The following is a 25,275-nucleotide window of genomic DNA, read 5'->3' as shown; positions in this document are numbered from 1 at the left end:
GTAGTTATTACAATGGGTTCTTGATGAACCCCATATGAACGGAGGAACGGGGAATTGTTCAGCCAGTGAATTTTATGTTGGACATTGCAACACTGGAGATAATTAAATGTTCAACACATTCACTTTCAAGATCCTGTCTTCCCTGGCCCTGATTGCAGCGGTGACGGTCGCCGCGGCCGGACCCGTCGAGGCCGGCAAGAAGAACAAGATCCCCGGTCATTGGGAGCGCGGCCAGGATGGCGGCTTCGAATGGGTCGGCAAGAAGAAAAACAAGCCGATGAACGTTCAGCCGGTGGTGCGTGACCACCGCAATGGTTCGGGCGGCGGCGGGGTAACGGTGACTGAGACCGGCGCTCCGATCGTTCGCGACCATCGCACCGAGCCTGTCGTGCGTGATCATCGCGCGCAGCCGGAGGTGCGCGACCATCGCAAGAAGAAGATTTTTGGAATGCCCGGTTTTTGACGAAGGAGAAGTGAGAAGGCTGTTCATCACAAGGTTGGGGCGCCGGTTCGATGGAGCCGGCGCCGGGACGCGGGAATACCGAATTTTTCACAACGATGCGGTGTATGGGAATGACCAAACTTGTATGGGATGAATTCAGCACCCAGGTGCTGCCGGAACGCGATCACTTCGCGGTCTTTCACGACGAAACAACAAGGCGTGAGCCGGCGCTCAGCGTCGTCACGCAGAACGACACCCAGTTCTCGGGCACGATCAAGCGCTGCCGGCTCGGCATTGTCGGTGTTTCCAAAGTCACGGCCAATGCGACGAGCTATATACGCACGCCGGAGCTGGCTCAGGATGGCGGCGACGCCATCGTCGCGGTCTTATGCCTGCAGGGCAGCATGCTGTGCACGCAAGGCGACGCTCCGGTGCAGCTCGGTCAGGGCGATGGCGTTCTATACGACAGCGCCGAAGCGGACGGGCTGCATATAAGTCCCGGCGCCTGCTATTGGGCCCTCAAGATTGCGCGCGCCGACATGGCGAAAGTGGCGCCGCATGTGAAACGCTTCGCCGGGCTCAAGCTCGCCAATACCGGCATGGCGCTCAAACTCCTGAGCAGATATCTCGACGGGCTTCAGGACAGCGAGGCGCTGGGCGACGAGCAGGAGGCGCGGATCTTCGGCGACCATCTCGTCGACCTGATCAGAATGGCGATCAGCCACGAAAGCGAAGCCCTGCAGCTCGCCGAGCGGCGCGGTGTGCGCGCGGTGCGCCATGCCGCGGTACTGCGCGAAATCGAGCGCAATCTCGCCGACACCACTTTGAGCGCCGCGGCGGTGGCCGATCGTCTCGGCGTGACGCCCCGCTATGTGCATTTCCTGCTCGCCGAAAGCGGTCTCACCTTTTCCGAGCATGTGCTGGTGCGGCGGCTGCGGACCGTCGAAACAGTGCTCGCCGATCCCGACAAGGTCATGCTCAAGATCTCGGCCATCGCTCGCCAGGCGGGCTTCACCGACATGTCCTATTTCAACCGCAGCTTCCGCAATCGCTTCGGCGATACGCCCTCGGGCTTCCGCAAGCGGGCGGTGAATGGCGCAATGGAGCCGAATGACGTTGCGGCATAAGACTGACCCCTGATGGCTGAAAACGCTGTCAGGGGAACTCTCTTTATTTTTACGCATCGGCTTGCCCGAAAACCGCAGGCACTTTTCGGGCCGATGCTCGCGGATACCAGGTCTTGTAATTCGGCAGGTCGACCCCATATTGGGTGTGTCGAAGTTTCGCCCAACATTGTTGGCCGACGCGCTTTATGAGCGCGGAAATCACCGATTTCAGAACATCGATCTCACGGGCTTGGCCCGAGTCAGCAGCGCAGACCGCGGATGTACCGGCTGCGCTGCCGACGAATTGTGCATTTTGACTAGCTGCTTGAGAGAGTTCAGATGTCCTATTCCATCAGTGCGGCCAAGGCCAAGGCCACCCATGACACGGCCATGAGCATCATCGAAAAGGAAGCGCGGGATCGCGCCTCGCGGACCGCTCATCTGCGTCAATTGCGTCTCGCCAAAGAGGCCGAGACGGTCGATCAAATCGTCGCGGTCGCCGGCGCGAAAACGCGCGCGCGCAAGAAGAGCAACTAGAGCGCCGGGCGATTCTCATAGAATCGCGCGTGAACTCTCTATCTCATTGTCTTGCGCATCGGATTATCCGAAAGCCGCTTCGCACTTTTCGGCCCGATGCTTTAGATCCGATCAGCCAATGAGCGACTTGCGGAACAGCGTGTCGCCAGGATCGCCCTCATCCGTCGCGCACCAGCCTTTCAACGCATAGAAGCGCGCCGCGCGTGAGCCGGTCGCGGTGGTAAGCCAGGCTTCCTGATGGCCAAGCTTCGCGAGCCACGCCTCGGCCGCGGCGAGAAGCGCCGATCCGTAGCCACTTCCTTCACAACCGGGCTTGGTGAAGAGCGCGAAGAGCGAGGCATCACGGCGGTCGGCCATGGCGAAGGCGACGATGCCGTCACCATCCTCCGCCACCCAGGCGCCGAGATCGCCTGCCGCCATTTGGGCAAGGGTTGCCTCAGGGGTGATGCCGCGCTCCGCCATCTGCGCGATGCTCATATGATTTTCAGTCACCGAAATGCGGATCGCCGTCAGCGCCGGCAGATCTTCCGGCCGCGCCGCGCGGATCATGATTTCACCGGCACCATATAATTCAGCGGCAACCTGCCGCCATCGGCATAGATGGTCTGGCCGGTGATGTAGCTGGCATCGTCGGAGGCGAGGAAGGCCGCGATGGCGGCGATCTCCGCCGTCTCGCCGATACGCCCGAGCGGCGTGCGCGACAGCAAGCGATGGCGCGCTTCCGGATCATTGTTCACCGTCGTCAGCATGTCGGTCATGATCGAGCCAGGCCCGATGGCGTTGACGCGAATGCCGTGCTCGGCGAGGCCGAGCGCCATCACCTTGGTGAGCTGGTTGATGCCGACTTTGGAAGCGGAATAGGGCACCTGTGTCGCGATGGTGACCACGGCATTGACGGACGACATATTGACGATGGCGCCTGGTTTGCGTCCGTCCTTTACCTGCTTCACCATCTGACGCGCCACCGCCTGACCCATCAGGAAGGCGCCCTTCAGATTGACCCTGATGACGCGGTCGAAATCGGCTTCCGAAATTTCGAGTATGTCGCCCGCGGCGGTGACGCCGGCATTGTTGACGAGGATGTCGATCGCGCCGTGGCTCGCCGTGACCGCGCGTACAATGCCGTTCACTTGCGCCGAGTCGCCGACATCGCAATGCAGGTAGGAGGCATCCGGCCCGAGCTGCCGCGCGGTTTCGTTTCCGCGCGTGTCTTCGATGTCGGTGAGAATAACGCGCGCACCTTCGGCGAGAAGGCGCTCGGCGCAGGCACGGCCAATGCCTCTTGCCGCGCCGGTGATGATGGCGGTTCTGTCCTTGAGCTTCATATCAGTCCTGATCTTATTCCGAGAAAGTGCCGCCGTGATCGGGGTCGATGACGAGCGAGGCGAGAGTCACATGTCGGGGCCGCGTCAATGCGAAGATGCCGGCCTCGACGATATCGCGATTGGTGACGAGAGAGTCCGCCGGGCGCGGGGCTTCCCAGGCTTGTGTATCGAGCGGCGAAATGTCGACGAGATTGGGCGGATAGAGCGCGCTCACCCGGACGGGACGGCCCTTGAGCTCCTGCTTGAGGCCCTCGGTCATGCCGGTTTGCCCGTGCTTGGCGGCGTGGAAGGCAATCGACGCGCCCTGAAGCGGCACATTGGGGAGACCCGAGATCGAGACGATGTTGAGGATGTCGCCGGCGCCCGACGCCTCGAGCGGTTTGATGAGGCCGCGGGTGAACAGCAATGTCCCGGTGACGCCCGAGGAAATCGTGCTGACGATGGCATAGGCGTCGTGCTCGTCCATCTTGCCGGCGAGCCATTGCGCGCCGTTGTTGATGAGGATGTCGATCTTCGCCATTTCGTCGCGCAGCTTCTTGGCGGTGAGGGTAACCTGGCCCGGATCGGCGAGATCGAAGACGAGGGTGCGCGGCCGCTTGCCGGTGCGCAGGCCGATCGCCTCAGCGGCGGTGGTCACCTGCTCGGTGTTGCGCCCGGTCATGATGACCTCGGCGCCGAGATCGGTGAGGACGACGGCGAAGGCGGCACCCAGGCCGCGGCCGGCTCCGGTGATCACCACGGTCTTGCCCGTGAAATCCGGCTTGCTCATCATGTTTCCCTCTGTTCGTCGCGTTGGCGAGTCTAGCTAATAGCGGTCAGCCGCGCCAGCGGCGCGGGCCGAGACGGCAATGACGAGTGACGCCAGCACGACGAGGCCAAGCGCCATGGGCAATCCGCTCAGCTCGGCGACGAAGCCGATCAAGGGAGGGCCGGCGAGAAAGCCGGTATAACCGAGCGTCGTCACCGCGGCGATGCCGCGTCCCGGCGCGTCGGGCTCAAGCCTACCGCCACCGGCGAAAAGCACGGGCGCCGCATTGCCGAGCCCCATGCCGGTCAAAGCAAGGGCGGCAATAGCGATGGGGGCCGATGGAATGACGAGGGCGATGGCCATTCCTGCGGCCGTCATGAGCGCGCTCCAGCGCAAGAGCCGAATGGCGCCGAATTTGAGGCGCAGCCGGTCACCCAAAAGGCGCGCGGCTGTCATGCCGACCGCGAAGGCCGCGAAGCCCAGCGCCGCCGTGGTGGCCTCGAGCAGGAAGCGCTGGCGCAGAATGAGACCGGACCAGTCGATGACGGCGCCCTCCGACATCAAGGTCAGGAAGCAGAGGGCGCCTAATCCGAGAGAGGCGCGTGTCGGCCAGACGAAGATCGCCCCCGGCGTCCCTCTGTCGACGCCTGATGGGAGGTAGTAAGGGATGCAGGCGAGGAACAGAGCGAGGCCCAGCGCGCTGGTGAGCAGGATCTGCGGCGTCTCGCCGATCACCTTGAGGAGCAGGGCGCCGAGAACCGTCCCGATCAGGGCGCCCGCGCTGTAAGCGGCGTGGACCACGGACATGGTCGGTCGCCGCATCGCCTTTTCGACCGCAACGCCATGAGCGTTCATCGCGACATCCATGCCGCCCAAGGCGGCGCCAAAAAGGAGAGCGGCCGGCAGGAAGGTTGCGAGGTCCGGCGCCATCGGCGGCAGGATGAAAGCCAGGCACAGGGCGATGCCGGTCACCGCCGCGACCTTGGCGCTGCCGAAGCGGCTCGTCATGCCGGCGGAAATCGGCATGGCGATGATGCCGCCGATCGCAATGGCGAGAAGGGCCATGCCGAAGATGCCGTTGCCGACGGCGAGCCGGTCCTTGGCCAGCGGAATATGCGGAACCCAGGCGCCGACGATCAGCCCATAGACCAGGAACGTAACCGAGATGGCGCCGCGCGCTCTGCGAATGACGGAAGGGGACATTAGGGAGGCGCGCCTTGAAGCTGGTTGAGAAGGTTCCCTATCACTTTGCGGGTGAGGCGACAAAATGCGGATTGCGCCGGGCCGGGAAATGTAGAACAAACGGGCCGTGCGAGAGATTTGTCGCGAGGTAAGCGGCGCCGGCACCAAGATCGACAGTGACACTATCTATGGGTGAGTGAGGGAACTTACTGCATGATGCTGCGCAGCTTCGCTGCCGCCGCCATCGTCCTGGCGGCGACGATGTCCGTCCCGTGCGTTGCAAGCGATCAACGTCTGCTGGTGCTGGAAGGCTCCTGGGTCAAATGGGGCGCGCCCAAATGGAGCACAGGCGCCACGGTGACCTATGGCTTCGCCACGGCCGACGTGATGTCGCCGTCGGCACGCAATTGCGCGACGCTTCGGCCGCTCGATGGATTCGAGAAGCAGACTGGGCTTGCCGATCATCGCGTGCGCGCTGAAGCCACCGCCGCCTTCGCGGCGTGGTCGAGGGCCGCTAATCTCGCTTTCGTCGAGGCGCCGAATGCGACCCAGGCCGACATCCTCATCGGCGCGCAAGGCAATCCGATAGGACGCGCTTTCACCAATATCGAGCTCGAGTCCGGGCCGCTCGCTTCGGCGCCGGCGACGGAAAGAGGGCTGGTCGCCAGCGAGCAGCCGAGGGAGCCACCCGCCAAAGCGCACAGTGTGAGGACGATCCGCCAGGCGGTGATCTGCCTCAACCCGCGGGCCAAATGGAAGATCGGCTTCGACGGCGATCTCGATGTCTATGACCTGCGCTATACATTCATGCATGAGATCGGTCATGCCATCGGGCTCGATCACCCGGGTGCGGCCGGCGCGCTGATGGGCTTTCGCTATGACGAGAAGCTCAAAGGTCCGACGCGGAGCGACGGTGACGCGGCGCGCAAGCTCTATGGTTCGCCGCTCACTCCAGCCACTCGGTAATGAACTTGCCGCTTGAGTGAATATCGATGGTCTCGAGCGGGCCGGGGCCGACATTGCTGAACTTATGCGGTGTATGCGCCGGTGCGATGAGGATCTGGCCTTCGGTTGCGGTGATCTCGCGATCGCCCAGGGTGAACAGGCCGGTGCCTGAGCGCACGATGAAAGTCTCGGCATAGGGATGCTTGTGCAGGCGCGGTCCGCCGCCTGGCCCCGCGATAAAATTGAAGATGATGCAGAGATCGCCGCCAAAAGCACCGAGCTCGACTTCACCCTGCCAGCGGTCGGGATGCTCCGCCCAGTTCGCGCGCGCGATGACATCCATCATGGTGATCAGCCCAGTCCCTTCGTCTTCAAAGCCTTGGTGATCTCATCGAGGATCACCGGATCGTCGATGGTCGCCGGCATCTTCCATTCCTCGCGGTCGGCGATCTTGCGCATGGTGGCGCGCAGGATCTTGCCCGAGCGCGTCTTGGGGAGGCGCTGGACGATCATCACCGTCTTGAAGCTGGCGACCGGACCGATTTCTTCACGGATGCGCTGGATGCATTCCGCTTCTATTTCCTTCGCTTCGCGCGCAACGCCCGCCTTCAGCACGACGAAACCCACCGGCACCTGGCCCTTGAGCTGATCGGCGATGCCGATGACCGCGCATTCGGCGACATTGGGATGGCCGGCCAGCACTTCCTCCATGCCGCCGGTGGAGAGGCGATGGCCCGCCGTGTTGATGATGTCGTCGGTGCGCGCCAAGATGTAGAGATAGCCGTCTTCATCCATGAAGCCCGCGTCGGCGGTTTCGTAATAGCCCGGGAAATGCTCGAGATAGCTCGAGCGGAAACGCGCATCGTTACCCCACAGCGTCGGCAGGCAGCCGGGCGGCAGCGGCGTCTTGATGCAGATGGCGCCGAGCGTGCCGCGTTTCACCTCATGTCCGCCCTCATCGAGCACGCGCACGTCATAGCCCGGCATGGCGACGGTGGGTGAGCCGTATTTGACCGGCAACCGGCCGAGGCCGATCGGGTTGGCGGCGATCGGCCAGCCGGTCTCGGTCTGCCACCAGTGATCGATGACCGGCACATTGAGACGCTCCTCGGCCCATTTCACCGTATCGGGATCGGCGCGCTCGCCGGCGAGGAACAGAGTGCGGAACTGCGACAGATCGTATTTGCGGATGAAATTGCCGTCCGGGTCCTCCTTCTTGATGGCGCGGAAGGCGGTCGGCGCGGTGAACAGCGCCTTCACGCCATGCTCGGCGATGACGCGCCAGAACGTGCCGGCATCAGGCGTGCCGACCGGCTTGCCTTCGAAGAGGATGGCGGTGGCGCCATGGAGCAGCGGCGCATAGACGATATAGGAATGGCCGACGACCCAGCCGACATCGGAGGCCGCCCAGAAGGTCTCGCCGGGCGCGATGCCGTAGATATTCGGCATCGTCCATTTGAGCGCCACCAGATGCCCGCCATTGTCGCGCACCACGCCTTTGGGCTGTCCAGTGGTGCCTGACGTGTAGAGCACATAAAGCGGGTCGGTGGCCTTCACCGGCACGCACTCCGCCTTGCGTCCTGCTGTGCGGGTCGCGGCGAGGCCTTGGGCCCAGTCATGATCGCGGCCTGGCGTGAGCTCGGCGGCAAGCTCCGGCCTTTGCCAGACGAGACCATGTGCCGGCTTGTGCTGGGCGAGTTCGATCGCCTTGTCGATGAGCGGCTTATAGGCGACGACGCGGCCGGGCTCGATGCCGCAGGAAGCCGACATGATGAGCTTCGGCTTGGCGTCGTTGATGCGCGTGGCGAGTTCGGCCGGGGCGAAGCCGCCGAAGACGACGGAATGGACGGCGCCGATGCGGGCGCAGGCCAGCATGGCGAATACGGCTTCAGGGATCATCGGCATGTAAAGGAGAACGCGGTCGCCTGTGACGATGCCGAGATCCTGCAGCAGGGCCGCGAGCGTCGCGACCTCGTCCTGAAGCTCGGCATAGGTGAAGCGCTGCTTTCTGCCGGTGAGCGGGCTGTCATAGATGAGGGCGGCGCGCCCGCCGTGGCCGGCCGCGACATGGCGGTCGACGGCATTCCAGCAGGTGTTGCATAGGGCGCCGACGAACCAGCGGTCGAGGCCGTCGACCTTGGCATAGACATGGTCCCAGGGCTTTATCCAGTCGATGTCGCGCGCCGCCTCGGTCCAGAAGGCTTTGGGGTCTGACTGCCAGCGCTGATAGGTCTTCTCGTAGGTGCTCATCGAAATTCCTGACGTTTCCGAAGCTTAGTCTTGGATATCGGGGACTGAAGGACAACAGGAAAATGGTCTGGTTTTACCGGGGCAGACTTGCTAGGACACTGACCTCTTCCATCAGGCAGGAACACACCGTGGCTCAGTCGGCTAATCTCACCGTCATGATCGCTGCCGTCCGCAAGGCGGCGCGCGGCGTGCAGCGCGATTTCGGCGAAATCGCCAATCTTCAGGTTTCGGTCAAAGGGCCGGGCAATTTCGTGACCGCCGCCGACAAACGCTGCGAAAAGGTGCTGCGCGACGAGCTGGAAAAAGCGCGGCCGGGCTACAGCTTCCTGATGGAGGAATCGGGCAAGGTCGTGGGCCGCGACGCCGATCACCGCTGGATCATCGATCCGATCGACGGCACCACCAATTTCATCCATTCCATCCCGTTCTTCGCCATCTCCGTGGCGCTCGAGCGCAAGGGCGATCTGCTGTGCGGGGTGACGTATAATCCGATCACCGACGAGCTGTTCACCGCCGAGCGCGGGCAAGGGGCTTTCCTCAACAACCGTCGCCTGCGGGTCGCGGCGCGCAAGACTCTCTCCGACGCGGTGCTCGCCTGGGGCATTCCCTCGATCGGTGAGGCGGATCGCCACGACCAGTCCCAGCGCGAGCTGGCGCGGCTGCAGCCCAAGGTCGCGGCGCTCCGGCAGATCGGCTCGGCGGCGCTTGAGCTCGCTTATGTGGCGGCGGGCCGTATCGATGTCATGCAGGGCCGGGGCCTCGAGCCCTGGGACACCGCGGCGGGCATTTTGATGGTGCGCGAGGCGGGCGGCATCGTCACCTCGGCGGAGGGCGAGAAGGCGCCTTTCGATACGGGAACGGTTCTTGCCGGCAATGCCGACCTCGTTCCGTTGATCAAGGCCGAGATCGCCAAGGCGCGCGCAGGGGAGTGATTCTCTGGTTCAAGCACAAACGCTAAAGGCCGGGACATGCCCGGCCTCGTTCTTCACTGCCTTGACGGCGTGATTACGGCTTGACGATCTTCTTGGGCGCCGGGAGCAGGCCTTCGCGCTGCAGGCGCTTGCGGGCCAGCTTACGGGCGCGGCGGACGGCTTCCGCCTTTTCGCGGGCCTTCTTCTCGGAAGGCTTTTCGTAATGTCCGCGGAGCTTCATCTCGCGGAAAATACCCTCACGCTGCATCTTCTTCTTGAGGGCCTTGAGCGCCTGGTCGACGTTATTGTCGCGAACGATAACTTGCACGAGATCTGACCTCGGTTCCTTTAGAAAGCGGTTGTGTCCAGAAAAGCGACCCGGAATAACCCGTGCCGTCCGAAAGGGCTGCCCCCTTCAAGCTGGCGGGCGAAATAGCACAGGGTTTTAGCCCTGTCGAGGGGTTAAGCGGTTAATATGGCCCATTTTACGGCCGGCGCGGCATTCCGCCTTGCCGTAAAGATGGAGGCCGGAATGGGGTTCCCGAGCCAGATTCTGCCAGTTTTCGGCGTCCTCGCCCAAGAGATTGGTCATGATGACGTCGCTGTGGCGCTCCGGGCTGCCGAGCGGCCAGCCGGCGACGGCACGGATATGCTGCTCGAACTGCGAAACGGTGCAGGCGTCCATGGTCCAGTGGCCGGAATTATGGACCCGGGGGGCGATCTCGTTGACGATCAGCCGCTCGGCGCCCTGGCCCCTGGCGAAGAACAGTTCCACCCCGATGACGCCCACATAATCGAGGGCGGCGGCGATCCGGGCGGCGATTTCGCGGGCCTCCGCGGCCGTTTCGGGGGCGATGGCCGCGGGCACGATCGACTGGTGCAGGATATGATTCGCATGCCGGTTTTCCGGCACGTCATAGACGGCGATGGCGCCGTCCCAGCCGCGCGCCGCGATGACCGAGACTTCCTTCTCGAAAGCGACGAAGCCCTCCAGGATGGCCGGGCGGGCGCCGATCTGGGCCCAGGCGGCAGCGAGCGCGGTTTCGGCGCGGAGCGTGGTCTGGCCCTTGCCGTCATAGCCGAAGCGGCGCGTCTTCAGGATCGAAGGCCTGCCGATGCGGGCGACCGCCCGCTCGAGCCCGGCTTCGTCATCGACGGCGGCGAAGGGCGCGGTCTCGAGGCCGATGCCGGCAAGGAAGGTCTTCTCGACGAAACGGTCCTGGCTGGTGGCCAGCGCCTCGGCGCCCGGCGCCAGGGGCTTCAGCCGGCCCAGAATGGAGGCGGTCTCGGCCGGCACATTCTCGAATTCATAGGTCACGACATCGACGGCGGCGGCAAAGGCCTCGAGCGCGTCACGGTCGTCATAGGCGGCACAGGTAAAAGCGGCGGCGACCTGGAAGGCCGGGCTGTCCGCTTCGGGCGCGTAGATATGGCAGCGCAGTCCCAGGCGTGCCGCGGCGAGCGCCAGCATGCGGCCGAGCTGGCCGCCGCCCAGAATGCCGATCACGGAATTGGGCGGCAGAGGATGGGCAAGCCGCATCAGGCGCCGTCCCTCGGGGCTGCCGCAACGGCAGCGGTCTGCTTGGCACGCCAGGCTTCCAGCCGTCCGGCCAGAGCCTTGTCGTTGAGCGCCAGGATCGCTGCGGCGAGGAGGGCGGCATTGACGGCGCCGGCCTTGCCGATGGCGAGCGTCCCGACCGGAATGCCCGCCGGCATCTGGACGATCGAATAGAGGCTGTCCTGGCCCTTGAGCGCATGGCTCTCGACCGGCACGCCGAGGACGGGCAGGCTGGTCATGGAGGCGGTCATGCCGGGCAGGTGGGCGGCGCCGCCGGCGCCGGCGATGATGACGCTGAAGCCTTCCGCCTTGGCGCCCTTGGCGAATTCATAAAGCCGGTCCGGCGTGCGATGCGCCGAGACGATGCGCGCCTCATAGACGACGCCGAGCTCGGCCAGCGTGTCGGCGGCATATTTCATGGTGGTCGGCCAGTCGGATTGGCTGCCCATGATGATCGCCACTTTGGCCGTCATGCGATGATATCCGGGATCAGCTTGTCCTCGACCTTCTGGATCTCGTCCTTGATCTGCAGCTTCATTTTCTTGAGCCGGCGCAATTGCAGCTGGTCACCGGTGCCCGAGTCCTCGAGCGACGAAATAGCGGCATCCAGGTCGCGATGTTGCTGGCGCAGCGTCATGAGCCTTGTCTGCAGAAGATTCTCTTCAGTCCCGTCGATCATCCGGCGCCTACCCCAGTTTGCGCACCGATTTTTTCCACACTCCCTATGCCCTTGTACGGGGTTCGACAAGACCCCAAGTCTGTGTCACACTCATATGGTCAATCACAGGAGGCTTTGATGAGCGTTCAGGCGCATCTCGGTGAACTGGCGGCAAAACATAGGGCTCTGGAAGCGGAGCTCGAGGACGTGATGTCCCACCCCGCTTCGACAGATGCCGAAATTGCCGAGCTGAAGCGCAAGAAACTCCGAATCAAAGACGAAATTTCCAAGCTCGCCGTCCAGATGAGGCACTAGGCAGCTTACAAGATCAAAGCCAAGAAAATCTCGTCACTTCAGGCCGCTTGACGGTTCTGAAGTGACGGAGACCTCCCAAAGTTTTTCCAGCTTTCAAACTGACATAGACGCCAGGCGATGCTGGCGGCGTGTTCTTCAGGATTTTATGCGCTGCCGGTCGGGCAGGCCGTCATGCGGGCCTAGCGGCCGCGGTGGATCGATCTTCCAGTGACGGTCGCCGATCTCTTCGTTGCGCTTGGGGTGCATCGGATAATGGATGCGGCTGCGGATGCGTGTCGCTTCACCCGCCACCAGCAGCCGTACTTCCTGATCGGTGTTGTTGATGAAGGTGTGGGCAAGGCCGGTACCGGCGGGAAAGGACACGCCGTCGCCGGGCTGCAGCCGCTTGAGATGGCCGTCGGCCCACAGATCAGGTTCACCTTCGAGAACGAAGACGAACTCTTCCTCATCGGCTTCCGCATGCGGCCAGGAGACACGCCGGCCAGGCTGAAGCCGCTCGTGATGGATGCCGAGACGCATCAGGCCGTGTTTCTCGCCATAGGAGGCGCTGATCGCCTGGAGCTCGTCGGAGCCATTATAGTGGTTGTCGTCCTTGCCCTCGATGTCGCGCCAGTGGGCGACGAAGGCCGAAAAATCGATGGGGCCGGTCATGTGGTGATCTCCCTAGAGAGTTATCACCGCACTATACCGGCCCCGAAGACAGGCAACAGTCAGCAGCGTTAAATTCAGGCTGCCTTTTCGAGTTTCTGCGACCACTTGCCGGACGCGGCGAGCGAATTCATCTCGGCGCGGTGGTTGAAAGCGCTCTGCGCGGCGGCGACATTCTCCGCCTTGCCCTTCCAGGTCTTGAGCGCGGCGGCCTGCAAAGCGCGGCCATAGGAGAAGGTGAGCTTCCAGGGCAGGTTGCCGATGGCGTTCATGTAATGGAGATGCGCGGTCGCATCCTCATCCGACTGGCCGCCCGACAGGAAGGCGATGCCCGGCACGGCCGACGGCACGCAGCGCTTCAGCACCGTCACTGTTTTCTCGGCTACTTCCTCACGCGAGGCCTGCTTGGCGCAGTCCTTGCCGGAGACGACCATGTTCGGCTTGAGGATGGTGCCCTCGAGCACGACGCCGGCATAATAGAGCTCGCGATAGAGCTCGTTCAGCGCCCATTCGCTCACCTTCATGCAGGTGTCGATGTCGTGATTGCCTTCCATCAGCACTTCCGGCTCGACGATCGGCACGAGGCCGCCTTCCTGGCAGAGGGCCGCATAGCGGGCCAGAGCATGGGCATTGGCGTGGATCGAGTTATGAGTGGGGAGGCCCTGGCCGATATCGATCACGGCGCGCCATTTGGCGAACTGAGCGCCCAGGCCAACGTAATCCTTGATGCGCTCGCGCAGGCCATCGAGACCTTCGGTCACCGTCTCCTTGGGCGACAGCGCCAAGGGCTTGGCGCCGACATCGAGCTTGATGCCCGGAATGGCGCCCGTCGACTTGATGAGGTCGACCAGCGGCGTGCCGTTCTTGCCCTTCTGGCGGATCGTCTCGTCGAACAGGATGACGCCCGAAATATACTTCGACATGCCTTCCTTGGCGGAGAACAGCATCTCGCGATAGTCGCGGCGGGTTTCCTCCGTGGACGGAGTATTGATCGAATCGAGGCGCTTCTTGATCGATCCGGTGCTTTCATCGGCGGCCAGGATGCCCTTGCCGGGCGTCACCATCGCTTCGGCGACTTTTGCGAGTTTCTCGGTCATGCTTACGCTCCTCTCAAAGCTTTCACGCCTGGCAGCGGCTTGCCTTCCAGCCATTCGAGGAAGGCGCCCCCTGCCGTTGAAATATAGGTGAAATCGTCAGCCGCTTTCGCCTGGTTGAGGGCGGCGACGGTGTCGCCGCCGCCGGCAATCGAGACGAGCTTGCCAGCTTTCGTGAGATCGGCCGCATGACGTGCGGCCGCATTGGTGGCCTTGTCGAAAGGCGCAATTTCGAAGGCGCCGAGCGGACCGTTCCAGACGAGCGTGCCGGCCTTGTCGAAGGCGGCCTTGATGGCGGCAACACTCCTGGGGCCGGCATCGAGGATCATCTCATCGGAGGCGACGGCGGTGATATCGACGACGTGGGATTGAGCGCCGGCCTTGAATTCCTTGGCGACGACGGCATCAACGGGGAGCAGGATCTCGCAGGATTTCGATTTCGCCGTGGCGAGAATGTCCCGTGCAGTCTGGGCCAGATCATGCTCGCAGAGCGACTTACCGACCGGGTGACCCTGAGCGGCAAGGAAGGTATTGGCCATGCCGCCGCCGATCACGATCACATTGGCGACACCGGAGAGATTGCCGAGAAGCTCGAGCTTGGTCGACACCTTGGCGCCGCCGACGACGGCAATGAGCGGCCGTTTCGGCTTTTCGAGCGCGGCTTCGAGCGCCTTGAGCTCGGCCTCCATGGCGCGCCCGGCAAAGGCCGGAATCAGATGGGCGATGCCTTCGGTCGAGGCATGGGCGCGATGCGCGGCCGAGAAGGCGTCGTTCACATAAGCATCGCCGAGGCTCGCGAAGATCCTGGCGAGCGCTTCATCGTTCTTCTCTTCGCCCGCATGATAGCGGGTATTCTCCATGAGAAGGCACTGGCCGGGCTTGGCGTTCTTCGCGGCATCGATCGCCTTGCCGTCATGCCAATCGGAGAAGACGAAAGTGACAGGGCGGCCAAGCACCTTTTCGAGCGCCGGTGCAATCGGCCGCAAGGACATTTCCGGCACGACCTTGCCCTTCGGCCGGTCGAAATGGGCGAGCAGGATGACCGCAGCCCCCTTGTCCAGGAGCTCCTTGATGGTCGGCTCGATGCGCTCGATGCGGGTCGCATCACGCACTTCGCCATTCTCGATCGGCACGTTGAGATCGACGCGGACGACAACACGCTTATTCCGGGCGTCGAGCTGATCGAGGGTCTTGAAGGCAGGCATCAACACAAGGCTCCCTGGTATTTAGCTCAGACGGTTGCGGATCAACGTGTCTTCTTCTTGACCGCCTGCAACACATGTTTGGCGGTGATGCCAAAATGCGGATAGAGCTTCTCGATCGGGCCTGAAGCGCCGAAGCTCGACATGCCGACGAAGATACCGTCGAGGCCGATGAAGCGGTCCCAGTTGTTGCGCACCGCGGCTTCGATGCCGACGCGGATCTTCTCCGTGCCCAACACCTTGTCCTTGTAAGCCTTGCTCTGCTTCTCGAAGAGATCCATCGAGGGCACCGAGACGACGCGGGCCGGGATGCCGGCCTTGTCGAGGAGCGCCTTGGCGTCGAGAGCGATCTCGACCTCGGAGCCCGAGGCGAAGATGACGGCTTTCGACTTCTTGGCGCTCGGCGCGATCTCGTAAGCGCCTTGCGCGCAGAGATTCTTCGCCGAGTAAGTGAGGCGCGCGGGCCTGAGCTTCTGGCGGGTCAGCGCCAAAACGCTCGGCGTCTTCTCGGATTCGAGCGCCAGCTGCCAGCATTCCGCCGTCTCGACCGCATCGCAGGGGCGGAAGACATGGAGATTGGGCATGACGCGCAAGGCGGCCAGATGCTCGACCGGCTGATGGGTCGGACCGTCCTCGCCGAGGCCGATCGAGTCATGCGTCATCACATAGATCACGCGAATGCCCATCAGCGCGGAGAGGCGGATCGAGGGCCGGCAATAATCGGTGAAGACCAGGAAGGTGCCGCCATAGGGAATGACGCCGCCATGCAGCGCCATGCCGTTCATGGCCGCCGCCATGCCATGCTCGCGGATGCCGTAATAGACATAACGCCCGCCATAGTCGGCGGCGTTGAGCGGTTTCAAATCCTTGGACTTGGTGTTGTTTGAGCCGGTGAGGTCGGCCGAGCCGCCGATCGTCTCGGGCACCGCGACATTGATGACGTCGAGCGCGTTCTGCGAAGAGTTGCGGGTGGCGAGCGCCGGCGGTTCCTTGGCAAGCTTCTTCTTGTAGTCGGCGATGACGGTGTCGAAATTGGCGGGCAGGGCGCCCGAGATCGCGCGCTTGAATTCGCTCTTGGCCGAGTTGGCGGCGAGACGCTTCTCCCAAGCCTCGCGCTCGGCGCGGCCACGTTTGCCGGCGGCGCGCCAGAAGGCGAGGATGTCGGCCGGAACCTCGAAGGGCGGATAGTCCCAGCCCAGCGTCTTGCGGGCGGCGGCCACTTCATCGGCGCCGAGCGGCGAGCCGTGGGTCGCGGCGGTGCCCTGCTTATTGGGAGCACCGAAGCCGATGATCGTCTTGCAGGCGATGAGCGACGGCTTGTCGCTCGACTGGGCGGCTTCGAGGGCGGTGGCGATGGCTTGCGCATCATGCCCGTCGATGAGCGTGGTGTTCCAGCCCGAGGCGGCGAAGCGGGCAAGCTGGTCGGTCGAATCCGACATCGTCACCTTGCCGTCGATCGAGATGCCGTTGTCGTCCCACAGCACGATCAGGTGATTGAGCTTGAGGTGGCCGGCCAGCGTGATGGCTTCCTGCGAGATGCCTTCCATCAGGCAGCCGTCGCCCGCCAGCACATAAGTCTTGTGATTGACGAGATCACCGCCGAAGCGGGCATTGAGATGGCGTTCGGCGATCGCCATGCCGACCGCATTGGCGATGCCCTGGCCGAGCGGACCGGTGGTGGTTTCGATGCCCTCGGCATGACCATATTCGGGGTGGCCGGCGGTCTTCGAACCGAGCTGGCGGAAGTTCTTGATCTGGTCCAGCGTCATGTCCTTGTAACCGAGCAGGAACAGCACCGAATAGAGCAGCATCGAGCCGTGGCCGGCGGACAGCACAAAGCGGTCACGGTCGGGCCAATGCGGGTCGGCCGCGTCGAATTTGACGAACCGCGAGAACAGGACGGTGGCGATGTCGGCGGCGCCCATGGGCAGGCCCGGATGGCCGGAATTGGCCTTCTGGACGGCGTCCATGCTCAAGGCGCGGATGGCGTTGGCAGAGGTCCGGAGCTTCAAGCGTTCGTCATCCGAAATCAGGGGGGCGGTGCGGAAATTCGCGGCTTGGGCGGCCGTGTCGGATGTCATTGGGGCTGCTCGCTCTCGGTGAATGCGGGGGGCCAGAGATAGCATCCGAGCCCCTTGAGTCAACCTCTGTGAACAAGTTTGGAACCGGTTGCGCCGATGGGCCGCTGCGCTTAGTTTACGGGGGTGCCGGAAGGGATTCGCAAGTGACCGGCCAGCAGTTGGGATGAAATGGCGGATACGCGCAAGCTCGACGAGGTATTAAATCGGTTCGACGCTGCGCTCAGGCAGTTCGAGGCCGCTGTCGAGCGGCAGAATGAGCGCAAATCGAATGAGGAGTCGCTCGAGGCGGCGGCGGAAGCCTTGCGGCTGGATCGCTCGCGCCTGGCGCAGGAGCTCGACGGCGTGCGTTCCAAGGCCAACGACCTCGTCAACACAAATCAGAAGGCGGTCGGCAAGATCGACGCGGCGATGTCGCGCATTCGCGCCGTTCTCCACAGCAACAGTGGGGGGTAAAAGCCCGATGGCGCAAGTGATCGTCCAGGTCAATGACCGCCCTTATACGATGCAGTGCCCGGATGGTGAGGAAGATCATCTGCGCGAGCTCGCCAAGCTGCTCGATACCGAAGTGTCGCGCATCAAGAGCAATGTCGGCACGGTGGGCGATATTAGGCTTCTGGTGATGGCGGGCCTCATGGTGGCCGACCGGCTGTCGGAATCGGTCCGGCGCATCGAGGAGCTCGAGGACCAGCTGCGGGGGGCGCGCGAAGCACGCAATGCCACCGTGCAGCAGGCCCGCGAAATGGAAGCGAAATTCACCGAAAGGCTGGAAATCGCGGCGCAGCGCCTGCAGGGCCTCGCCGGTAAAATGGGCTGAGAGCTCAGGCCCGCAACCTCTTGCGATAAGCCGCCTTCTTCACCTTGTTGCCGCAGCCATTCATAGCGCACCAGCGCCGTTTGCCGGGTCGCGACATGTCGACGAACAGAACCGAGCAATGATCATCGGCGCATTTGCGTAAGCGTTTCGTCATCTCGCCCGACAGGAGATCGATGGCATCGCGCGCCACGCTGGCGAGCACCGCGTCATAGGGGGCGTCGGCTTGCCAGATCCTGGCCTCACCCAGGCCGGCGAGCTGCGGGACCGGCGGTGCTTTGCGCGCCCAGCGATTGAGCAGGTCAAGATCGGCGGCGACGGGGGCGCTTTGTCCAAGAGCGGCAAGGGCCAGACGGTAGAGCGCCTCACGAAGCCGGCGCGCCTCTTCGAGCTCAGCTGCGGTGACTGCGACCGCATCCGGCAGCAGGCCGGCGGCCACACACCAGCGACCGAAATCGGAGTCGTTCTGCCAGCGGTCGAAGCTCATATGATCGCGGTCGCCGACGGTGGCGATAAAGTCCAGGCACAGGCGGCCGGAGCGGAAGCGGAAATTCCAATCCGACGGGTGGATGTATTGCATGGGTACTTGTTTAACTGGTTCCGATTCGCTAGTCTAGGCACCTGTTTAACAGGTGCCCAGGAGAGGATCCCATGCTGCAAGCCTGTCTCAATGGCGCGCGCAGCCGCCATGACCATCCGCAAATCCCACAGACGCCGGAGGAGCTGGCCCGTGATGCCACCCGGGTGGTGGTGCGAGGGGTGGCGGAGCTCCATGTCCATCCGCGCGACGCGCAAGGCCTCGAAACACTCGACCCGCAGGATACGGCCGCGGCTCTTACCGCCATCCGCCAGGCAGTCCCCGGCATTCCGGTCGGGCTTTCGACGCGGGAGGGAATCCGCCGCGATACGAGCCGAGGCTTCGCCCAGATGAAGGCCTGGCAGCTTTTGCCCGATTATGTCTCGGTCAATCTGAGCGAAAGCGACGCCGCCCGGATCATCGATCTGATGCTGGCAAAAGGGATCGGCGTCGAAGCCGGGCTCGCCACGGCCGCCGATGCGCGCAACTTCGTGACGCTTGCGACAGCAAAAGCCTGTCTGCGCATTCTCGTCGAGATCGATTTCGAGAAGGATGTTGCGAGCGCGCTGGCACTTGCCGACGAGATGATCGGCATCATCGCGCAGAGCCATATCGATCTGCCGATCCTGCTGCATGGCTTCGACCAGACGATGTGGCCACTCTACCGCAAGTCGCGTGTGCTTGGGCTCGATGCGCGACTCGGTTTCGAGGACGGGCTCGTGCTTCCCGACGGAAGCATCGCCGCCGACAACCTGGCGATCATTGCCGCCGCGGCCGAATTGACTTAGCGCGTGATCAGGAAAAGTGGATACCGGTCTTCCGTCCGATCACGCGCTAAAACTCAGTATTTCGATCACGTTTATCAGTTCAGGCCGCTACGGCCTGAACTGATCGTGATCTAGGGGCGGAAAGTCGTGGTGGAGTTTCTGCTTCGGTCCTGGATTTCAGGCTTGCTTGCGCCTAAATAGGGGTCGGCGAGCTGCCCGGTACGTGAGGAGATCTTTTCCCTGGGGCCTATACGATTCTCGCGGGAGCTGTCCCTAGGCTTGGCCGTGGCCTTGCCCACATGGCGCCCACCTACACTTGTAGGTACCCGGGATCGTCATTCTCCCACGGCCATGGCGGCCCGCCACTCGAATTGCCTGCACTAGAGCGCTTCCCGCCAAAGTTGCTCGACTTTGGCGATAAGGAAGCGCTCAAGATTATATGTATTCGAGCCCTTTTTCCCGTTTTGATCGAATCGTTCCGATCCGATCAAAACGGGAAGGGCTCTAAGCGAGGGATGATATGCAAGTTGCTAAGCGCTCCGGCGACGTTCTCGATCTCAAGCGCCGGGCGCGGACGGCCGCCAATGCGGCCCGAGCGCATGCGCATAAGACCCTCGGCGACCGGGCCGGCCTCATGCTGGCGCAGCACGAGCTGCCGATCGAGCGTCGAACCGATCGCGCCTCTCTTTCAGGCTTCTATCCCTATCAGGCCGAGATCAATGTCCTGCCGCTGCTGGCACGGCTCGTGAGCGAGGGCTGGCAGACCGCCTTGCCGGTGGTCATGGCGAAGGGCGCGCCGCTGACCTTCCGCGCCTGGGCACCCGGTGAGCCCACCGGCCGTGGCATCTGGGACATCCATATTCCGCTCGAGACGGCGCCTGAGCTCCAGCCCGACGTGCTGTTGGTGCCGATGCTGGCTTTCGATCGGCGCGGCTATCGGCTCGGTTATGGCGGCGGCTTTTATGACCGCACCCTTGCCGAACTGCGCAAGCTGAAGCCGGTGACGGCGATCGGTGTCGCCTATGCCGAGCAGGAAATGGCCGAAGTTCCGGTTTCCGATTACGACGAACCGCTGGACTGGATCCTGACCGAGCGTGGCGTCATCGAGCCGAAGCGCTGAACCTCCATGCGTCTCCTCTTTCTCGGTGATGTGGTCGGCCGCTCAGGCCGCGAGGCGGTGGCGCGGGTGCTGCCGCAATTGCGCGAGCGCCATGCGCCCGATCTCGTGGTGATCAATGGCGAAAACGCCGCGCATGGCTTCGGCATCACCGAGGACATTTATAATGGCCTCATCGATGCCGGCGCCGATGTGGTGACGCTCGGCAATCATTCCTTCGACCAGCGCGAGGCGCTCATCTTCATCGAGCGTGTGCCCAATATGCTCCGCCCACTGAATTATCCGCCGGGCGTGCCGGGCAAGGGCGTGGGCCTGTTCGTGACCAGGACCGGCAAGCGGGTTCTGGTGATGAACATCATGGGCCGGGTGATGATCGAGCCACAGCTCGACGATCCGTTCCGCGCCGTCGACCGCGAGCTCGAGCTCTGTGCGCTCGGGCGCGACTGCGACGCGGTGATCATCGACTTCCATGCCGAGGCGACCTCGGAGAAGATGGCCTTCGGTCATTATGTCGACGGGCGCGCCAGCCTCGTCGTCGGCACGCATACGCATGTGCCGACCGCCGATCATCACATCCTCAAGAACGGCACCGCCTATATGAGCGATGCCGGCATGTGCGGGGATTACGATTCAGTGATCGGCATGGCGAAGGAAGAGCCGATCCAGCGCTTCACCCGCAAATTGCCGGTGGAGCGCATGCGCCCGGCGGAAGGCGAGGCGACAGTCTCAGGCGTGGCGGTCGAGACCGATGATGCGACCGGTCTCGCCGTGAAGATCGCGCCGGTCCGGATCGGCGGGCGTCTCGCCGAAGCGCGGATCGATTTCTGGTAGTTAGCGCGCGAGTGCCTTCGCCTTGGTGGCGCTGGCGGGCTGGCCGCTGCGGGCTTCTTGCGCAAGTTGGCTCATCACGCTCACTGCCTGAGCCCATTCAGTCTGAGCTCCTGCGGTATCGCCGCGGCCGAGCGCGTCATTGCCGGCCGTGAGATGGGTTTCCGCGCTCTGCGAAAGATCGCTCAGCGTCGCGATGGCGGCGAAAGCCCGCCCCGACGGCGCGGCGCTCGCCAGCGAGCGCACTTTATTCAGGGCGGCGGAACAGGCGGCCCCTGCGAGGCCCTCCGCCGCGAAAACAATCTGACCAACCGAACCGGACTTCACCGTCATGGAACTACGCTCCTCGTTACTCACCTTTTCTTCAAATTGGGCGATCCGCCTTAAGGACGGGTTAAGTCGAGCGGGACGGCATTTTACGATGCATTTACTATGCCGGAGCGCTTGTTAATCTTATCAGGAGGGGGCTATAAGGCCCCCGATAAGGGACATTTCCGAGGATCCATGGCAGGTCATTCTCAATTCAAGAACATCATGCACCGGAAGGGCAAGCAGGACGCCATCCGGTCGCGATTGTTTTCCAAGCTCGCGCGCGAAGTGACGGTGGCGGCGAAGACCGGCCTGCCTGACCCCGAGAAAAATCCGCGTCTTCGGCTCGCGGTGCAGAATGCCCGTGCCGAGAACATGCCCAGGGACAATATCGAACGCGCCATCAAGAAGGCGCTGGGTGGCGATGTCGATACCTATGAAGCGATCCGCTATGAGGGCTATGGACCGGGCGGCGTCGCCATCATCGTCGAGGCGCTGACCGACAACCGCAACCGCGCCGCCAGCAATGTGCGTTCGCTGTTCACCAAATATGGCGGCAATCTCGGTGAAACCGGTTCTGTCGCCTTCATGTTCACGCGCATGGGCGAGATCACCTACAAGGCGGCGGCGGGTTCAGCGGATGCGGTGATGGAAGCTGGCATCGAAGCGGGCGCCGATGACGTGCAGTCGGACGAGAGCGGCCATGTCATCCTGTGCGCCTTCGAGAGCATCGGCGAGGTGACGCATGCGCTTGCCGCCAAGCTCGGCGATGCCGAGACGGTGAAGGTCGTGTGGAAACCGCAGACGGTGACGCCGGTCGATGAAGAAACCGCGACGACGCTGATGAAGCTTATCGACGCGCTCGACGAGGATGACGACGTCCAGAACGTCTTCACCAATTTCGAAGTCTCCGACGACGTGATGAAGAAGCTCACCGCCGCCTGAGGATGGTGCGCGCTGTCAGAGCGCCGGGCGTTCTCATGGAATCACGCCGGCGCTCTATTTTTTTGTTTTGCGCATCGGTTTATCCGAAAAGCGCGTCGCACTTTTGGGACCGATGCTCTATTTCAGAAACTCCAGCACGGCCTGATTGAACAGCTTCGGGTCCTGCAGCATGGCGAAGTGGCTTACATTGGGCAGGATCACCAGCTTGGCGCCGGGGATAGCCTTGGCCATCTCGACATCATGCTCCTGGCGGATCGCCTCGTCATGCTCGCCATCGGCGATCGCCACGGGAGCGGTGATCTTGGCCAGCTGCTCCGGCTTGTAGTCGGGCTGCGTCGCCCACATCTGGCTGATTGCGCCGACGAAGTCGTTATAGTCCTTGGGTGTCTTCGACAGGCGCTCATAGTCCTTGCCGGCATTCTCGATGTATTTCGAGAAGGTCGGGTCCTTGTCGATATTGGGCTTGAGCCCCGCGACATTCGTATTGGCGCCGAAGGCGAAGAGCCGGTCGAGGCGGTCGGGATAATTCATCGCGATGTCGAGGCCGATGATGCCGCCATCGCTCCAGCCGACGATCGAGGCCTTGTCGATCTTGAGATGATCCATGAGGCCGATGACGTCCTTCGCCATCAGGCCGTAGCTGTAAGGATCGGCATTGCGGGTCGACTGGCCGTGGCCACGGCTGTCCATCGCGATCACGCGATATTGCTTGGCGAGCTCCGGAATCTGGCCGCCGAAATATTCCATATTGCCGAGCCCGCCATGCAGCAGGATGAGCGGCGAGCCGTCGCCCCAGATGGCGTAATGAACGGTGATGCCGTTGATCGGCACGTCGCCGCTGTCGCTGGCGGGCGGCAAGGCTTGCGGCGCGGGCAGCGTTTTCCACAGTTCCTCGGCCCGGAGTGGCAGAAGCGTGAGGAAGCCGGCCAGGATCACAAGCGCGAAAGTCGTCAGGAATCTGCGCATGACACGTCCCCAATGAAGCTGAAGTAGGCGGGAAAGAATGCTATGCCCCAGCCCATGGCTCTGTCCACTGTTCGAATCATCGGCATCGATCCTGGTCTCCGGCGCACCGGCTGGGGGCTGATCATCTGTGAGGGCTCCAGACTTTCCCATGTCGCCGATGGCGTGGTCACCAGCGATCAGGCGCTGACGCTGGCCGAGCGGCTGGTGCAGCTCAAAGTGCAGCTGGCGCAGGTCGTGGCGGAATGGCGGCCCGATGAGGCGGCGGTCGAAGAGACCTTCGTCAACAGCGACCCCCGCGCCACGTTGAAGCTCGGCCAGGCGCGCGGCATCGCCCTCCTGGTGCCAGCGGAAGCGGGAATCCCGGTCGCCGAATATGCCCCCAATCAGATCAAGAAGACGGTGGTCGGCGCCGGCCATGCCGAGAAGGAGCAGATCCACCATATGGTGAAGGTTCTGCTCCCCCGCGCCCAGCCCAAATCGGCCGACGCCGCCGACGCGCTGGCGATCGCCATTTGTCATGCCCATCACCGGGGCGCCCAGAGCCTGGCCAAGAGGCTCGCTCGTTCTTGACTTGTTCTCGAAATTGCGTTAAATATGTAGGTACGTTTCTACATTGGCTTCTCGTGGAGGAACAACACCATGACCGTTACGACATTGACCAGTCGGGAATTCAATCAAGATACGAGCCGGGCCAAGAAAGCGGCGCAGGAGGGGCCGGTATTCATCACGGATCGTGGGAAGCCTGCTCATGTGCTGCTGACTATCGAAGAATATCGACGTTTGGCTGGCAAAAAGGGTGACATCATCGATATTCTGGGCATGCCTCCGGGAGTCGGAGATGTGGAGTTTGATCCGCCGCGTATTGAGATCGAGATCAAGCCGGCTGATTTCTCCTGATGTTCATTCTCGACACCAATGTCGTTTCCGAATTGCGAAAGGCTCGGGATGGCAAGGCCGACCCGAATTTTGTGCAATGGCTTCGTACCGTCGTTGCGGCGGAACTTTTTCTGTCGGCGATCACGGTGATGGAACTCGAGATTGGCGTGTTGCAGATGGAACGACGTGACCCGGTGCAAGGAAATATCCTCCGCCAATGGTTGGACAGACACGTCATTCCCGAATTCCTGGGGCGCATACTGTCGATCGATTTCGACGTGGCCGGGCATTGTGCCCGCCTGCACGTGCCTAATCGCAGAAATGAGCGCGATGCAATGATCGCGGCCACAGCAATCGTCCACGGCATGACTGTCGTCACGCGTAACGTTGTTGATTTTGAAACGACCGGCGCTCTTGTCCTAAATCCCTGGAATGCAATGGCATGATCAGTAAGCTCAAAGGCCGCATCGACACCTATGGCCCGGACTGGGTCGTCATCGACGTGAACGGCGTCGGCTATCATTGCTTCTGCTCGACCAAGACTTTGTCGGTGCTGCCGGCCGCCGGCGAGTTCGGCGAGCTCTTCACCGAGATGCTGGTGAGCCAGGACATGATCCGTCTCGTCGGCTTCGCCACGCAAGGCGAGCGGGAATGGTTCAAGCTGCTGCAGACGGTGCAGGGTGTGGGCACCAAGGTCGCGCTGGCACTGCTCTCGACGCTGTCGACCGCCGAGCTCGCGCAAGCCATCGCGCTGCAGGACAAGGCGATGGTCGCGCGTGCCCCCGGCGTCGGACCCAAGGTCGCGCAGCGGATCGTCAGTGAGCTGAAGGATAAAGCGCCGGCCTTCGCGCCCGCCGATCCGGCGCTGGCAAAACTGCAGGCCGAGATCGGCGGGCCCAAACCTACGGCCGCGTCGGATGCCGTCTCGGCGCTCGTCAATCTGGGCTATGGTCAATCGCAAGCGGGTGCTGCGGTAAGTGCCGCCATGCGCAAGGCGGGCGATGACGCGGCGACCGAGCAACTGATCCGTCTCGCGCTCAAGGAATTGGCACTGGCATGAGCGCGGTTATTGCATCC

At 62.9% G+C, this 25,275-nt stretch carries 33 protein-coding genes and 1 other RNA gene; 17 read left to right on the top strand and 17 right to left on the bottom strand.

Features of this window, described 5'->3' with window-relative positions:
- Positions 1-106: 106 nt before the first annotated feature.
- From JHL16_RS15715 to JHL16_RS15705, 3 genes are all read left to right on the top strand, one after another.
- Positions 107-463, top strand: a complete 357-nt coding sequence (locus JHL16_RS15715) for a hypothetical protein (protein WP_200187237.1) — start codon at positions 107-109, stop codon at positions 461-463.
- A 110-nt stretch (positions 464-573) separates the two neighbouring features.
- The gene (locus JHL16_RS15710) at positions 574-1,569 is read left to right on the top strand and encodes a helix-turn-helix domain-containing protein (protein WP_200185838.1); all 996 of its coding nucleotides are present in this window, start codon (positions 574-576) and stop codon (positions 1,567-1,569) included.
- A gap of 318 nt (positions 1,570-1,887) precedes the next feature.
- Entirely contained in the window at positions 1,888-2,085 is a 198-nt protein-coding gene (locus JHL16_RS15705) for a hypothetical protein (protein ID WP_200185837.1), read from the top strand.
- Between the two features lie 111 nt (positions 2,086-2,196).
- On the opposite strand, the gene JHL16_RS15700 is transcribed toward JHL16_RS15705, so the two are convergent.
- From JHL16_RS15700 to JHL16_RS15685, 4 genes are read right to left on the bottom strand one after another with little or no spacing between them, the layout of a single operon-like run.
- Positions 2,197-2,634, bottom strand: coding sequence for a GNAT family N-acetyltransferase (locus tag JHL16_RS15700; protein ID WP_200185836.1), 438 nt, complete (start codon positions 2,632-2,634; stop codon positions 2,197-2,199).
- Entirely contained in the window at positions 2,631-3,410 is a 780-nt protein-coding gene (locus tag JHL16_RS15695) for an SDR family NAD(P)-dependent oxidoreductase (RefSeq protein ID WP_200185835.1), read from the bottom strand. Before JHL16_RS15695 ends, JHL16_RS15700 begins: the two co-directional genes overlap by 4 nt.
- Positions 3,411-3,423: 13 nt before the next feature.
- On the bottom strand, positions 3,424-4,182 hold the full coding sequence (locus JHL16_RS15690) for an SDR family oxidoreductase (protein ID WP_200185834.1): 759 nt from the start codon (positions 4,180-4,182) through the stop codon (positions 3,424-3,426).
- A gap of 33 nt (positions 4,183-4,215) precedes the next feature.
- Complete coding sequence (locus JHL16_RS15685; RefSeq protein WP_200185833.1) at positions 4,216-5,361, bottom strand: MFS transporter; 1,146 nt, start codon at positions 5,359-5,361, stop codon at positions 4,216-4,218.
- Between the two features lie 192 nt (positions 5,362-5,553).
- Between JHL16_RS15685 and JHL16_RS15680 the strand changes: the two genes are divergently transcribed.
- Positions 5,554-6,306, top strand: a complete 753-nt coding sequence (locus JHL16_RS15680; RefSeq protein WP_200185832.1) for a matrixin family metalloprotease — start codon at positions 5,554-5,556, stop codon at positions 6,304-6,306.
- Here the strand turns inward: JHL16_RS15680 and JHL16_RS15675 are convergent.
- Both JHL16_RS15675 and JHL16_RS15670 read right to left on the bottom strand, forming a co-directional pair.
- Positions 6,287-6,631: a cupin domain-containing protein gene (locus tag JHL16_RS15675; protein WP_200185831.1), complete on the bottom strand. Its 345-nt coding sequence runs from the start codon at positions 6,629-6,631 to the stop codon at positions 6,287-6,289. The two genes, JHL16_RS15680 and JHL16_RS15675, sit on opposite strands and share 20 nt — an antisense overlap.
- 5 nt (positions 6,632-6,636) lie before the next feature.
- The gene (locus JHL16_RS15670; protein WP_200185830.1) at positions 6,637-8,535 is read right to left on the bottom strand and encodes a propionyl-CoA synthetase; all 1,899 of its coding nucleotides are present in this window, start codon (positions 8,533-8,535) and stop codon (positions 6,637-6,639) included.
- Between the two features lie 128 nt (positions 8,536-8,663).
- Here JHL16_RS15670 and JHL16_RS15665 point away from each other — a divergent pair, with 128 nt between their 5' ends.
- Positions 8,664-9,467, top strand: coding sequence for an inositol monophosphatase family protein (locus tag JHL16_RS15665; protein WP_200185829.1), 804 nt, complete (start codon positions 8,664-8,666; stop codon positions 9,465-9,467).
- Between the two features lie 73 nt (positions 9,468-9,540).
- Here the strand turns inward: JHL16_RS15665 and rpsU are convergent, their stop codons facing one another.
- From rpsU to JHL16_RS15645, 4 genes are all read right to left on the bottom strand, one after another.
- Positions 9,541-9,774: a 30S ribosomal protein S21 gene (gene rpsU, locus JHL16_RS15660; protein WP_137856333.1), complete on the bottom strand. Its 234-nt coding sequence runs from the start codon at positions 9,772-9,774 to the stop codon at positions 9,541-9,543.
- A 117-nt stretch (positions 9,775-9,891) separates the two neighbouring features.
- On the bottom strand, positions 9,892-10,986 hold the full coding sequence (locus JHL16_RS15655) for a 5-(carboxyamino)imidazole ribonucleotide synthase (RefSeq protein WP_200185828.1): 1,095 nt from the start codon (positions 10,984-10,986) through the stop codon (positions 9,892-9,894).
- The gene (gene purE, locus JHL16_RS15650; RefSeq protein WP_200185827.1) at positions 10,986-11,477 is read right to left on the bottom strand and encodes a 5-(carboxyamino)imidazole ribonucleotide mutase; all 492 of its coding nucleotides are present in this window, start codon (positions 11,475-11,477) and stop codon (positions 10,986-10,988) included. The genes JHL16_RS15655 and purE overlap by 1 nt, the downstream gene beginning before the upstream one ends.
- Positions 11,474-11,683 (bottom strand): YdcH family protein, encoded by a 210-nt coding sequence (locus JHL16_RS15645; protein ID WP_137856336.1) that lies wholly within the window; start codon positions 11,681-11,683, stop codon positions 11,474-11,476. Before JHL16_RS15645 ends, purE begins: the two co-directional genes overlap by 4 nt.
- Before the next feature lie 117 nt (positions 11,684-11,800).
- Between JHL16_RS15645 and JHL16_RS15640 the strand changes: the two genes are divergently transcribed.
- The gene (locus tag JHL16_RS15640) at positions 11,801-11,977 is read left to right on the top strand and encodes a YdcH family protein (RefSeq protein WP_200185826.1); all 177 of its coding nucleotides are present in this window, start codon (positions 11,801-11,803) and stop codon (positions 11,975-11,977) included.
- A gap of 135 nt (positions 11,978-12,112) precedes the next feature.
- Here the strand turns inward: JHL16_RS15640 and JHL16_RS15635 are convergent, their stop codons facing one another.
- The 4 genes from JHL16_RS15635 to tkt all read right to left on the bottom strand — a co-directional run bounded on the left by JHL16_RS15635 (position 12,113) and on the right by tkt (position 17,002).
- Complete coding sequence (locus JHL16_RS15635) at positions 12,113-12,628, bottom strand: cupin domain-containing protein (RefSeq protein ID WP_200185825.1); 516 nt, start codon at positions 12,626-12,628, stop codon at positions 12,113-12,115.
- A gap of 74 nt (positions 12,629-12,702) precedes the next feature.
- Positions 12,703-13,722: a class I fructose-bisphosphate aldolase gene (locus JHL16_RS15630; RefSeq protein ID WP_200185824.1), complete on the bottom strand. Its 1,020-nt coding sequence runs from the start codon at positions 13,720-13,722 to the stop codon at positions 12,703-12,705.
- A 2-nt stretch (positions 13,723-13,724) separates the two neighbouring features.
- Positions 13,725-14,924: a phosphoglycerate kinase gene (locus JHL16_RS15625; protein ID WP_200185823.1), complete on the bottom strand. Its 1,200-nt coding sequence runs from the start codon at positions 14,922-14,924 to the stop codon at positions 13,725-13,727.
- A 41-nt stretch (positions 14,925-14,965) separates the two neighbouring features.
- On the bottom strand, positions 14,966-17,002 hold the full coding sequence (gene tkt / locus JHL16_RS15620) for a transketolase (protein WP_200185822.1): 2,037 nt from the start codon (positions 17,000-17,002) through the stop codon (positions 14,966-14,968).
- Positions 17,003-17,170: 168 nt separating this feature from the next.
- Here tkt and JHL16_RS15615 point away from each other — a divergent pair, with 168 nt between their 5' ends.
- Positions 17,171-17,455, top strand: coding sequence for a DUF4164 family protein (locus tag JHL16_RS15615; RefSeq protein WP_200185821.1), 285 nt, complete (start codon positions 17,171-17,173; stop codon positions 17,453-17,455).
- A gap of 7 nt (positions 17,456-17,462) precedes the next feature.
- Positions 17,463-17,816, top strand: a complete 354-nt coding sequence (locus JHL16_RS15610; RefSeq protein WP_200185820.1) for a cell division protein ZapA — start codon at positions 17,463-17,465, stop codon at positions 17,814-17,816.
- 4 nt (positions 17,817-17,820) lie between these two features.
- Here the strand turns inward: JHL16_RS15610 and JHL16_RS15605 are convergent, their stop codons facing one another.
- Positions 17,821-18,393 carry a CGNR zinc finger domain-containing protein gene (locus tag JHL16_RS15605; protein ID WP_200185819.1) on the bottom strand — a complete coding sequence of 191 codons (573 nt, stop codon included), beginning with the start codon at positions 18,391-18,393 and terminating at the stop codon, positions 17,821-17,823.
- Between the two features lie 71 nt (positions 18,394-18,464).
- Here JHL16_RS15605 and JHL16_RS15600 point away from each other — a divergent pair, with 71 nt between their 5' ends.
- The 4 genes from JHL16_RS15600 (at position 18,465) to JHL16_RS15585 (ending at position 21,105) form a co-directional block, all read left to right on the top strand.
- A complete protein-coding gene (locus tag JHL16_RS15600; protein ID WP_200185818.1) occupies positions 18,465-19,178 on the top strand; it encodes a 3-keto-5-aminohexanoate cleavage protein in 714 nt (237 codons plus the stop codon).
- Positions 19,179-19,363: 185 nt separating this feature from the next.
- Positions 19,364-19,522, top strand: a non-coding RNA gene (ssrS, locus tag JHL16_RS15595) — 6S RNA.
- 155 nt (positions 19,523-19,677) lie between these two features.
- On the top strand, positions 19,678-20,277 hold the full coding sequence (locus JHL16_RS15590; RefSeq protein ID WP_200185817.1) for a 5-formyltetrahydrofolate cyclo-ligase: 600 nt from the start codon (positions 19,678-19,680) through the stop codon (positions 20,275-20,277).
- 6 nt (positions 20,278-20,283) lie between these two features.
- Entirely contained in the window at positions 20,284-21,105 is an 822-nt protein-coding gene (locus JHL16_RS15585; RefSeq protein WP_200185816.1) for a TIGR00282 family metallophosphoesterase, read from the top strand.
- On the opposite strand, the gene JHL16_RS15580 is transcribed toward JHL16_RS15585, so the two are convergent.
- Positions 21,106-21,435, bottom strand: a complete 330-nt coding sequence (locus JHL16_RS15580; RefSeq protein ID WP_200185815.1) for a hypothetical protein — start codon at positions 21,433-21,435, stop codon at positions 21,106-21,108.
- Positions 21,436-21,606: 171 nt separating this feature from the next.
- On the opposite strand from JHL16_RS15580, the gene JHL16_RS15575 reads away from it, so the two are divergent.
- Positions 21,607-22,356, top strand: a complete 750-nt coding sequence (locus tag JHL16_RS15575) for a YebC/PmpR family DNA-binding transcriptional regulator (protein ID WP_137856349.1) — start codon at positions 21,607-21,609, stop codon at positions 22,354-22,356.
- Between the two features lie 117 nt (positions 22,357-22,473).
- Here JHL16_RS15575 and JHL16_RS15570 read toward each other — a convergent pair whose 3' ends face one another.
- On the bottom strand, positions 22,474-23,322 hold the full coding sequence (locus tag JHL16_RS15570) for an alpha/beta fold hydrolase (protein WP_200185814.1): 849 nt from the start codon (positions 23,320-23,322) through the stop codon (positions 22,474-22,476).
- 42 nt (positions 23,323-23,364) lie between these two features.
- Here JHL16_RS15570 and ruvC point away from each other — a divergent pair, with 42 nt between their 5' ends.
- The 4 genes from ruvC to ruvA all read left to right on the top strand — a co-directional run bounded on the left by ruvC (position 23,365) and on the right by ruvA (position 25,258).
- The gene (gene ruvC / locus JHL16_RS15565; protein WP_420884541.1) at positions 23,365-23,892 is read left to right on the top strand and encodes a crossover junction endodeoxyribonuclease RuvC; all 528 of its coding nucleotides are present in this window, start codon (positions 23,365-23,367) and stop codon (positions 23,890-23,892) included.
- Positions 23,893-23,961: 69 nt separating this feature from the next.
- On the top strand, positions 23,962-24,219 hold the full coding sequence (locus JHL16_RS15560; protein WP_200185813.1) for a type II toxin-antitoxin system Phd/YefM family antitoxin: 258 nt from the start codon (positions 23,962-23,964) through the stop codon (positions 24,217-24,219).
- Positions 24,216-24,644: a type II toxin-antitoxin system VapC family toxin gene (locus tag JHL16_RS15555; protein ID WP_200187148.1), complete on the top strand. Its 429-nt coding sequence runs from the start codon at positions 24,216-24,218 to the stop codon at positions 24,642-24,644. Before JHL16_RS15560 ends, JHL16_RS15555 begins: the two co-directional genes overlap by 4 nt.
- Positions 24,641-25,258 carry a Holliday junction branch migration protein RuvA gene (gene ruvA / locus JHL16_RS15550; RefSeq protein ID WP_200185812.1) on the top strand — a complete coding sequence of 206 codons (618 nt, stop codon included), beginning with the start codon at positions 24,641-24,643 and terminating at the stop codon, positions 25,256-25,258. The genes JHL16_RS15555 and ruvA overlap by 4 nt, the downstream gene beginning before the upstream one ends.
- Positions 25,259-25,275 lie beyond the last annotated feature (17 nt).

Origin of the sequence: Taklimakanibacter albus, assembly GCF_016595235.1 — a bacterium.
Classification (GTDB): domain Bacteria; phylum Pseudomonadota; class Alphaproteobacteria; order Rhizobiales; family Aestuariivirgaceae; genus Taklimakanibacter; species Taklimakanibacter albus.
This window is presented reverse-complemented; position numbering and strand designations above follow the sequence as displayed.

What these genes read in the sequence shown, in the direction of transcription:
- JHL16_RS15715 (WP_200187237.1), top strand. Translation starts at nt 107, where the DNA reads ATGTTCAACACATTCACTTTCAAGATCCTGTCTTCCCTGGCCCTGATT.
- JHL16_RS15710 (WP_200185838.1), top strand. Translation starts at nt 574, where the DNA reads ATGACCAAACTTGTATGGGATGAATTCAGCACCCAGGTGCTGCCGGAA.
- JHL16_RS15705 (WP_200185837.1), top strand. Translation starts at nt 1,888, where the DNA reads ATGTCCTATTCCATCAGTGCGGCCAAGGCCAAGGCCACCCATGACACG.
- JHL16_RS15700 (WP_200185836.1), bottom strand. Translation starts at nt 2,634, where the DNA reads ATGATCCGCGCGGCGCGGCCGGAAGATCTGCCGGCGCTGACGGCGATC.
- JHL16_RS15695 (WP_200185835.1), bottom strand. Translation starts at nt 3,410, where the DNA reads ATGAAGCTCAAGGACAGAACCGCCATCATCACCGGCGCGGCAAGAGGC.
- JHL16_RS15690 (WP_200185834.1), bottom strand. Translation starts at nt 4,182, where the DNA reads ATGATGAGCAAGCCGGATTTCACGGGCAAGACCGTGGTGATCACCGGA.
- JHL16_RS15685 (WP_200185833.1), bottom strand. Translation starts at nt 5,361, where the DNA reads ATGTCCCCTTCCGTCATTCGCAGAGCGCGCGGCGCCATCTCGGTTACG.
- JHL16_RS15680 (WP_200185832.1), top strand. Translation starts at nt 5,554, where the DNA reads ATGATGCTGCGCAGCTTCGCTGCCGCCGCCATCGTCCTGGCGGCGACG.
- JHL16_RS15675 (WP_200185831.1), bottom strand. Translation starts at nt 6,631, where the DNA reads ATGATGGATGTCATCGCGCGCGCGAACTGGGCGGAGCATCCCGACCGC.
- JHL16_RS15670 (WP_200185830.1), bottom strand. Translation starts at nt 8,535, where the DNA reads ATGAGCACCTACGAGAAGACCTATCAGCGCTGGCAGTCAGACCCCAAA.
- JHL16_RS15655 (WP_200185828.1), bottom strand. Translation starts at nt 10,986, where the DNA reads ATGCGGCTTGCCCATCCTCTGCCGCCCAATTCCGTGATCGGCATTCTG.
- purE (WP_200185827.1), bottom strand. Translation starts at nt 11,477, where the DNA reads ATGACGGCCAAAGTGGCGATCATCATGGGCAGCCAATCCGACTGGCCG.
- JHL16_RS15645 (WP_137856336.1), bottom strand. Translation starts at nt 11,683, where the DNA reads ATGATCGACGGGACTGAAGAGAATCTTCTGCAGACAAGGCTCATGACG.
- JHL16_RS15640 (WP_200185826.1), top strand. Translation starts at nt 11,801, where the DNA reads ATGAGCGTTCAGGCGCATCTCGGTGAACTGGCGGCAAAACATAGGGCT.
- JHL16_RS15635 (WP_200185825.1), bottom strand. Translation starts at nt 12,628, where the DNA reads ATGACCGGCCCCATCGATTTTTCGGCCTTCGTCGCCCACTGGCGCGAC.
- JHL16_RS15630 (WP_200185824.1), bottom strand. Translation starts at nt 13,722, where the DNA reads ATGACCGAGAAACTCGCAAAAGTCGCCGAAGCGATGGTGACGCCCGGC.
- JHL16_RS15625 (WP_200185823.1), bottom strand. Translation starts at nt 14,924, where the DNA reads ATGCCTGCCTTCAAGACCCTCGATCAGCTCGACGCCCGGAATAAGCGT.
- tkt (WP_200185822.1), bottom strand. Translation starts at nt 17,002, where the DNA reads ATGACATCCGACACGGCCGCCCAAGCCGCGAATTTCCGCACCGCCCCC.
- JHL16_RS15615 (WP_200185821.1), top strand. Translation starts at nt 17,171, where the DNA reads ATGGCGGATACGCGCAAGCTCGACGAGGTATTAAATCGGTTCGACGCT.
- JHL16_RS15610 (WP_200185820.1), top strand. Translation starts at nt 17,463, where the DNA reads ATGGCGCAAGTGATCGTCCAGGTCAATGACCGCCCTTATACGATGCAG.
- JHL16_RS15605 (WP_200185819.1), bottom strand. Translation starts at nt 18,393, where the DNA reads ATGCAATACATCCACCCGTCGGATTGGAATTTCCGCTTCCGCTCCGGC.
- JHL16_RS15600 (WP_200185818.1), top strand. Translation starts at nt 18,465, where the DNA reads ATGCTGCAAGCCTGTCTCAATGGCGCGCGCAGCCGCCATGACCATCCG.
- JHL16_RS15590 (WP_200185817.1), top strand. Translation starts at nt 19,678, where the DNA reads ATGCAAGTTGCTAAGCGCTCCGGCGACGTTCTCGATCTCAAGCGCCGG.
- JHL16_RS15585 (WP_200185816.1), top strand. Translation starts at nt 20,284, where the DNA reads ATGCGTCTCCTCTTTCTCGGTGATGTGGTCGGCCGCTCAGGCCGCGAG.
- JHL16_RS15580 (WP_200185815.1), bottom strand. Translation starts at nt 21,435, where the DNA reads ATGACGGTGAAGTCCGGTTCGGTTGGTCAGATTGTTTTCGCGGCGGAG.
- JHL16_RS15575 (WP_137856349.1), top strand. Translation starts at nt 21,607, where the DNA reads ATGGCAGGTCATTCTCAATTCAAGAACATCATGCACCGGAAGGGCAAG.
- JHL16_RS15570 (WP_200185814.1), bottom strand. Translation starts at nt 23,322, where the DNA reads ATGCGCAGATTCCTGACGACTTTCGCGCTTGTGATCCTGGCCGGCTTC.
- ruvC (WP_420884541.1), top strand. Translation starts at nt 23,365, where the DNA reads ATGCCCCAGCCCATGGCTCTGTCCACTGTTCGAATCATCGGCATCGAT.
- JHL16_RS15560 (WP_200185813.1), top strand. Translation starts at nt 23,962, where the DNA reads ATGACCGTTACGACATTGACCAGTCGGGAATTCAATCAAGATACGAGC.
- ruvA (WP_200185812.1), top strand. Translation starts at nt 24,641, where the DNA reads ATGATCAGTAAGCTCAAAGGCCGCATCGACACCTATGGCCCGGACTGG.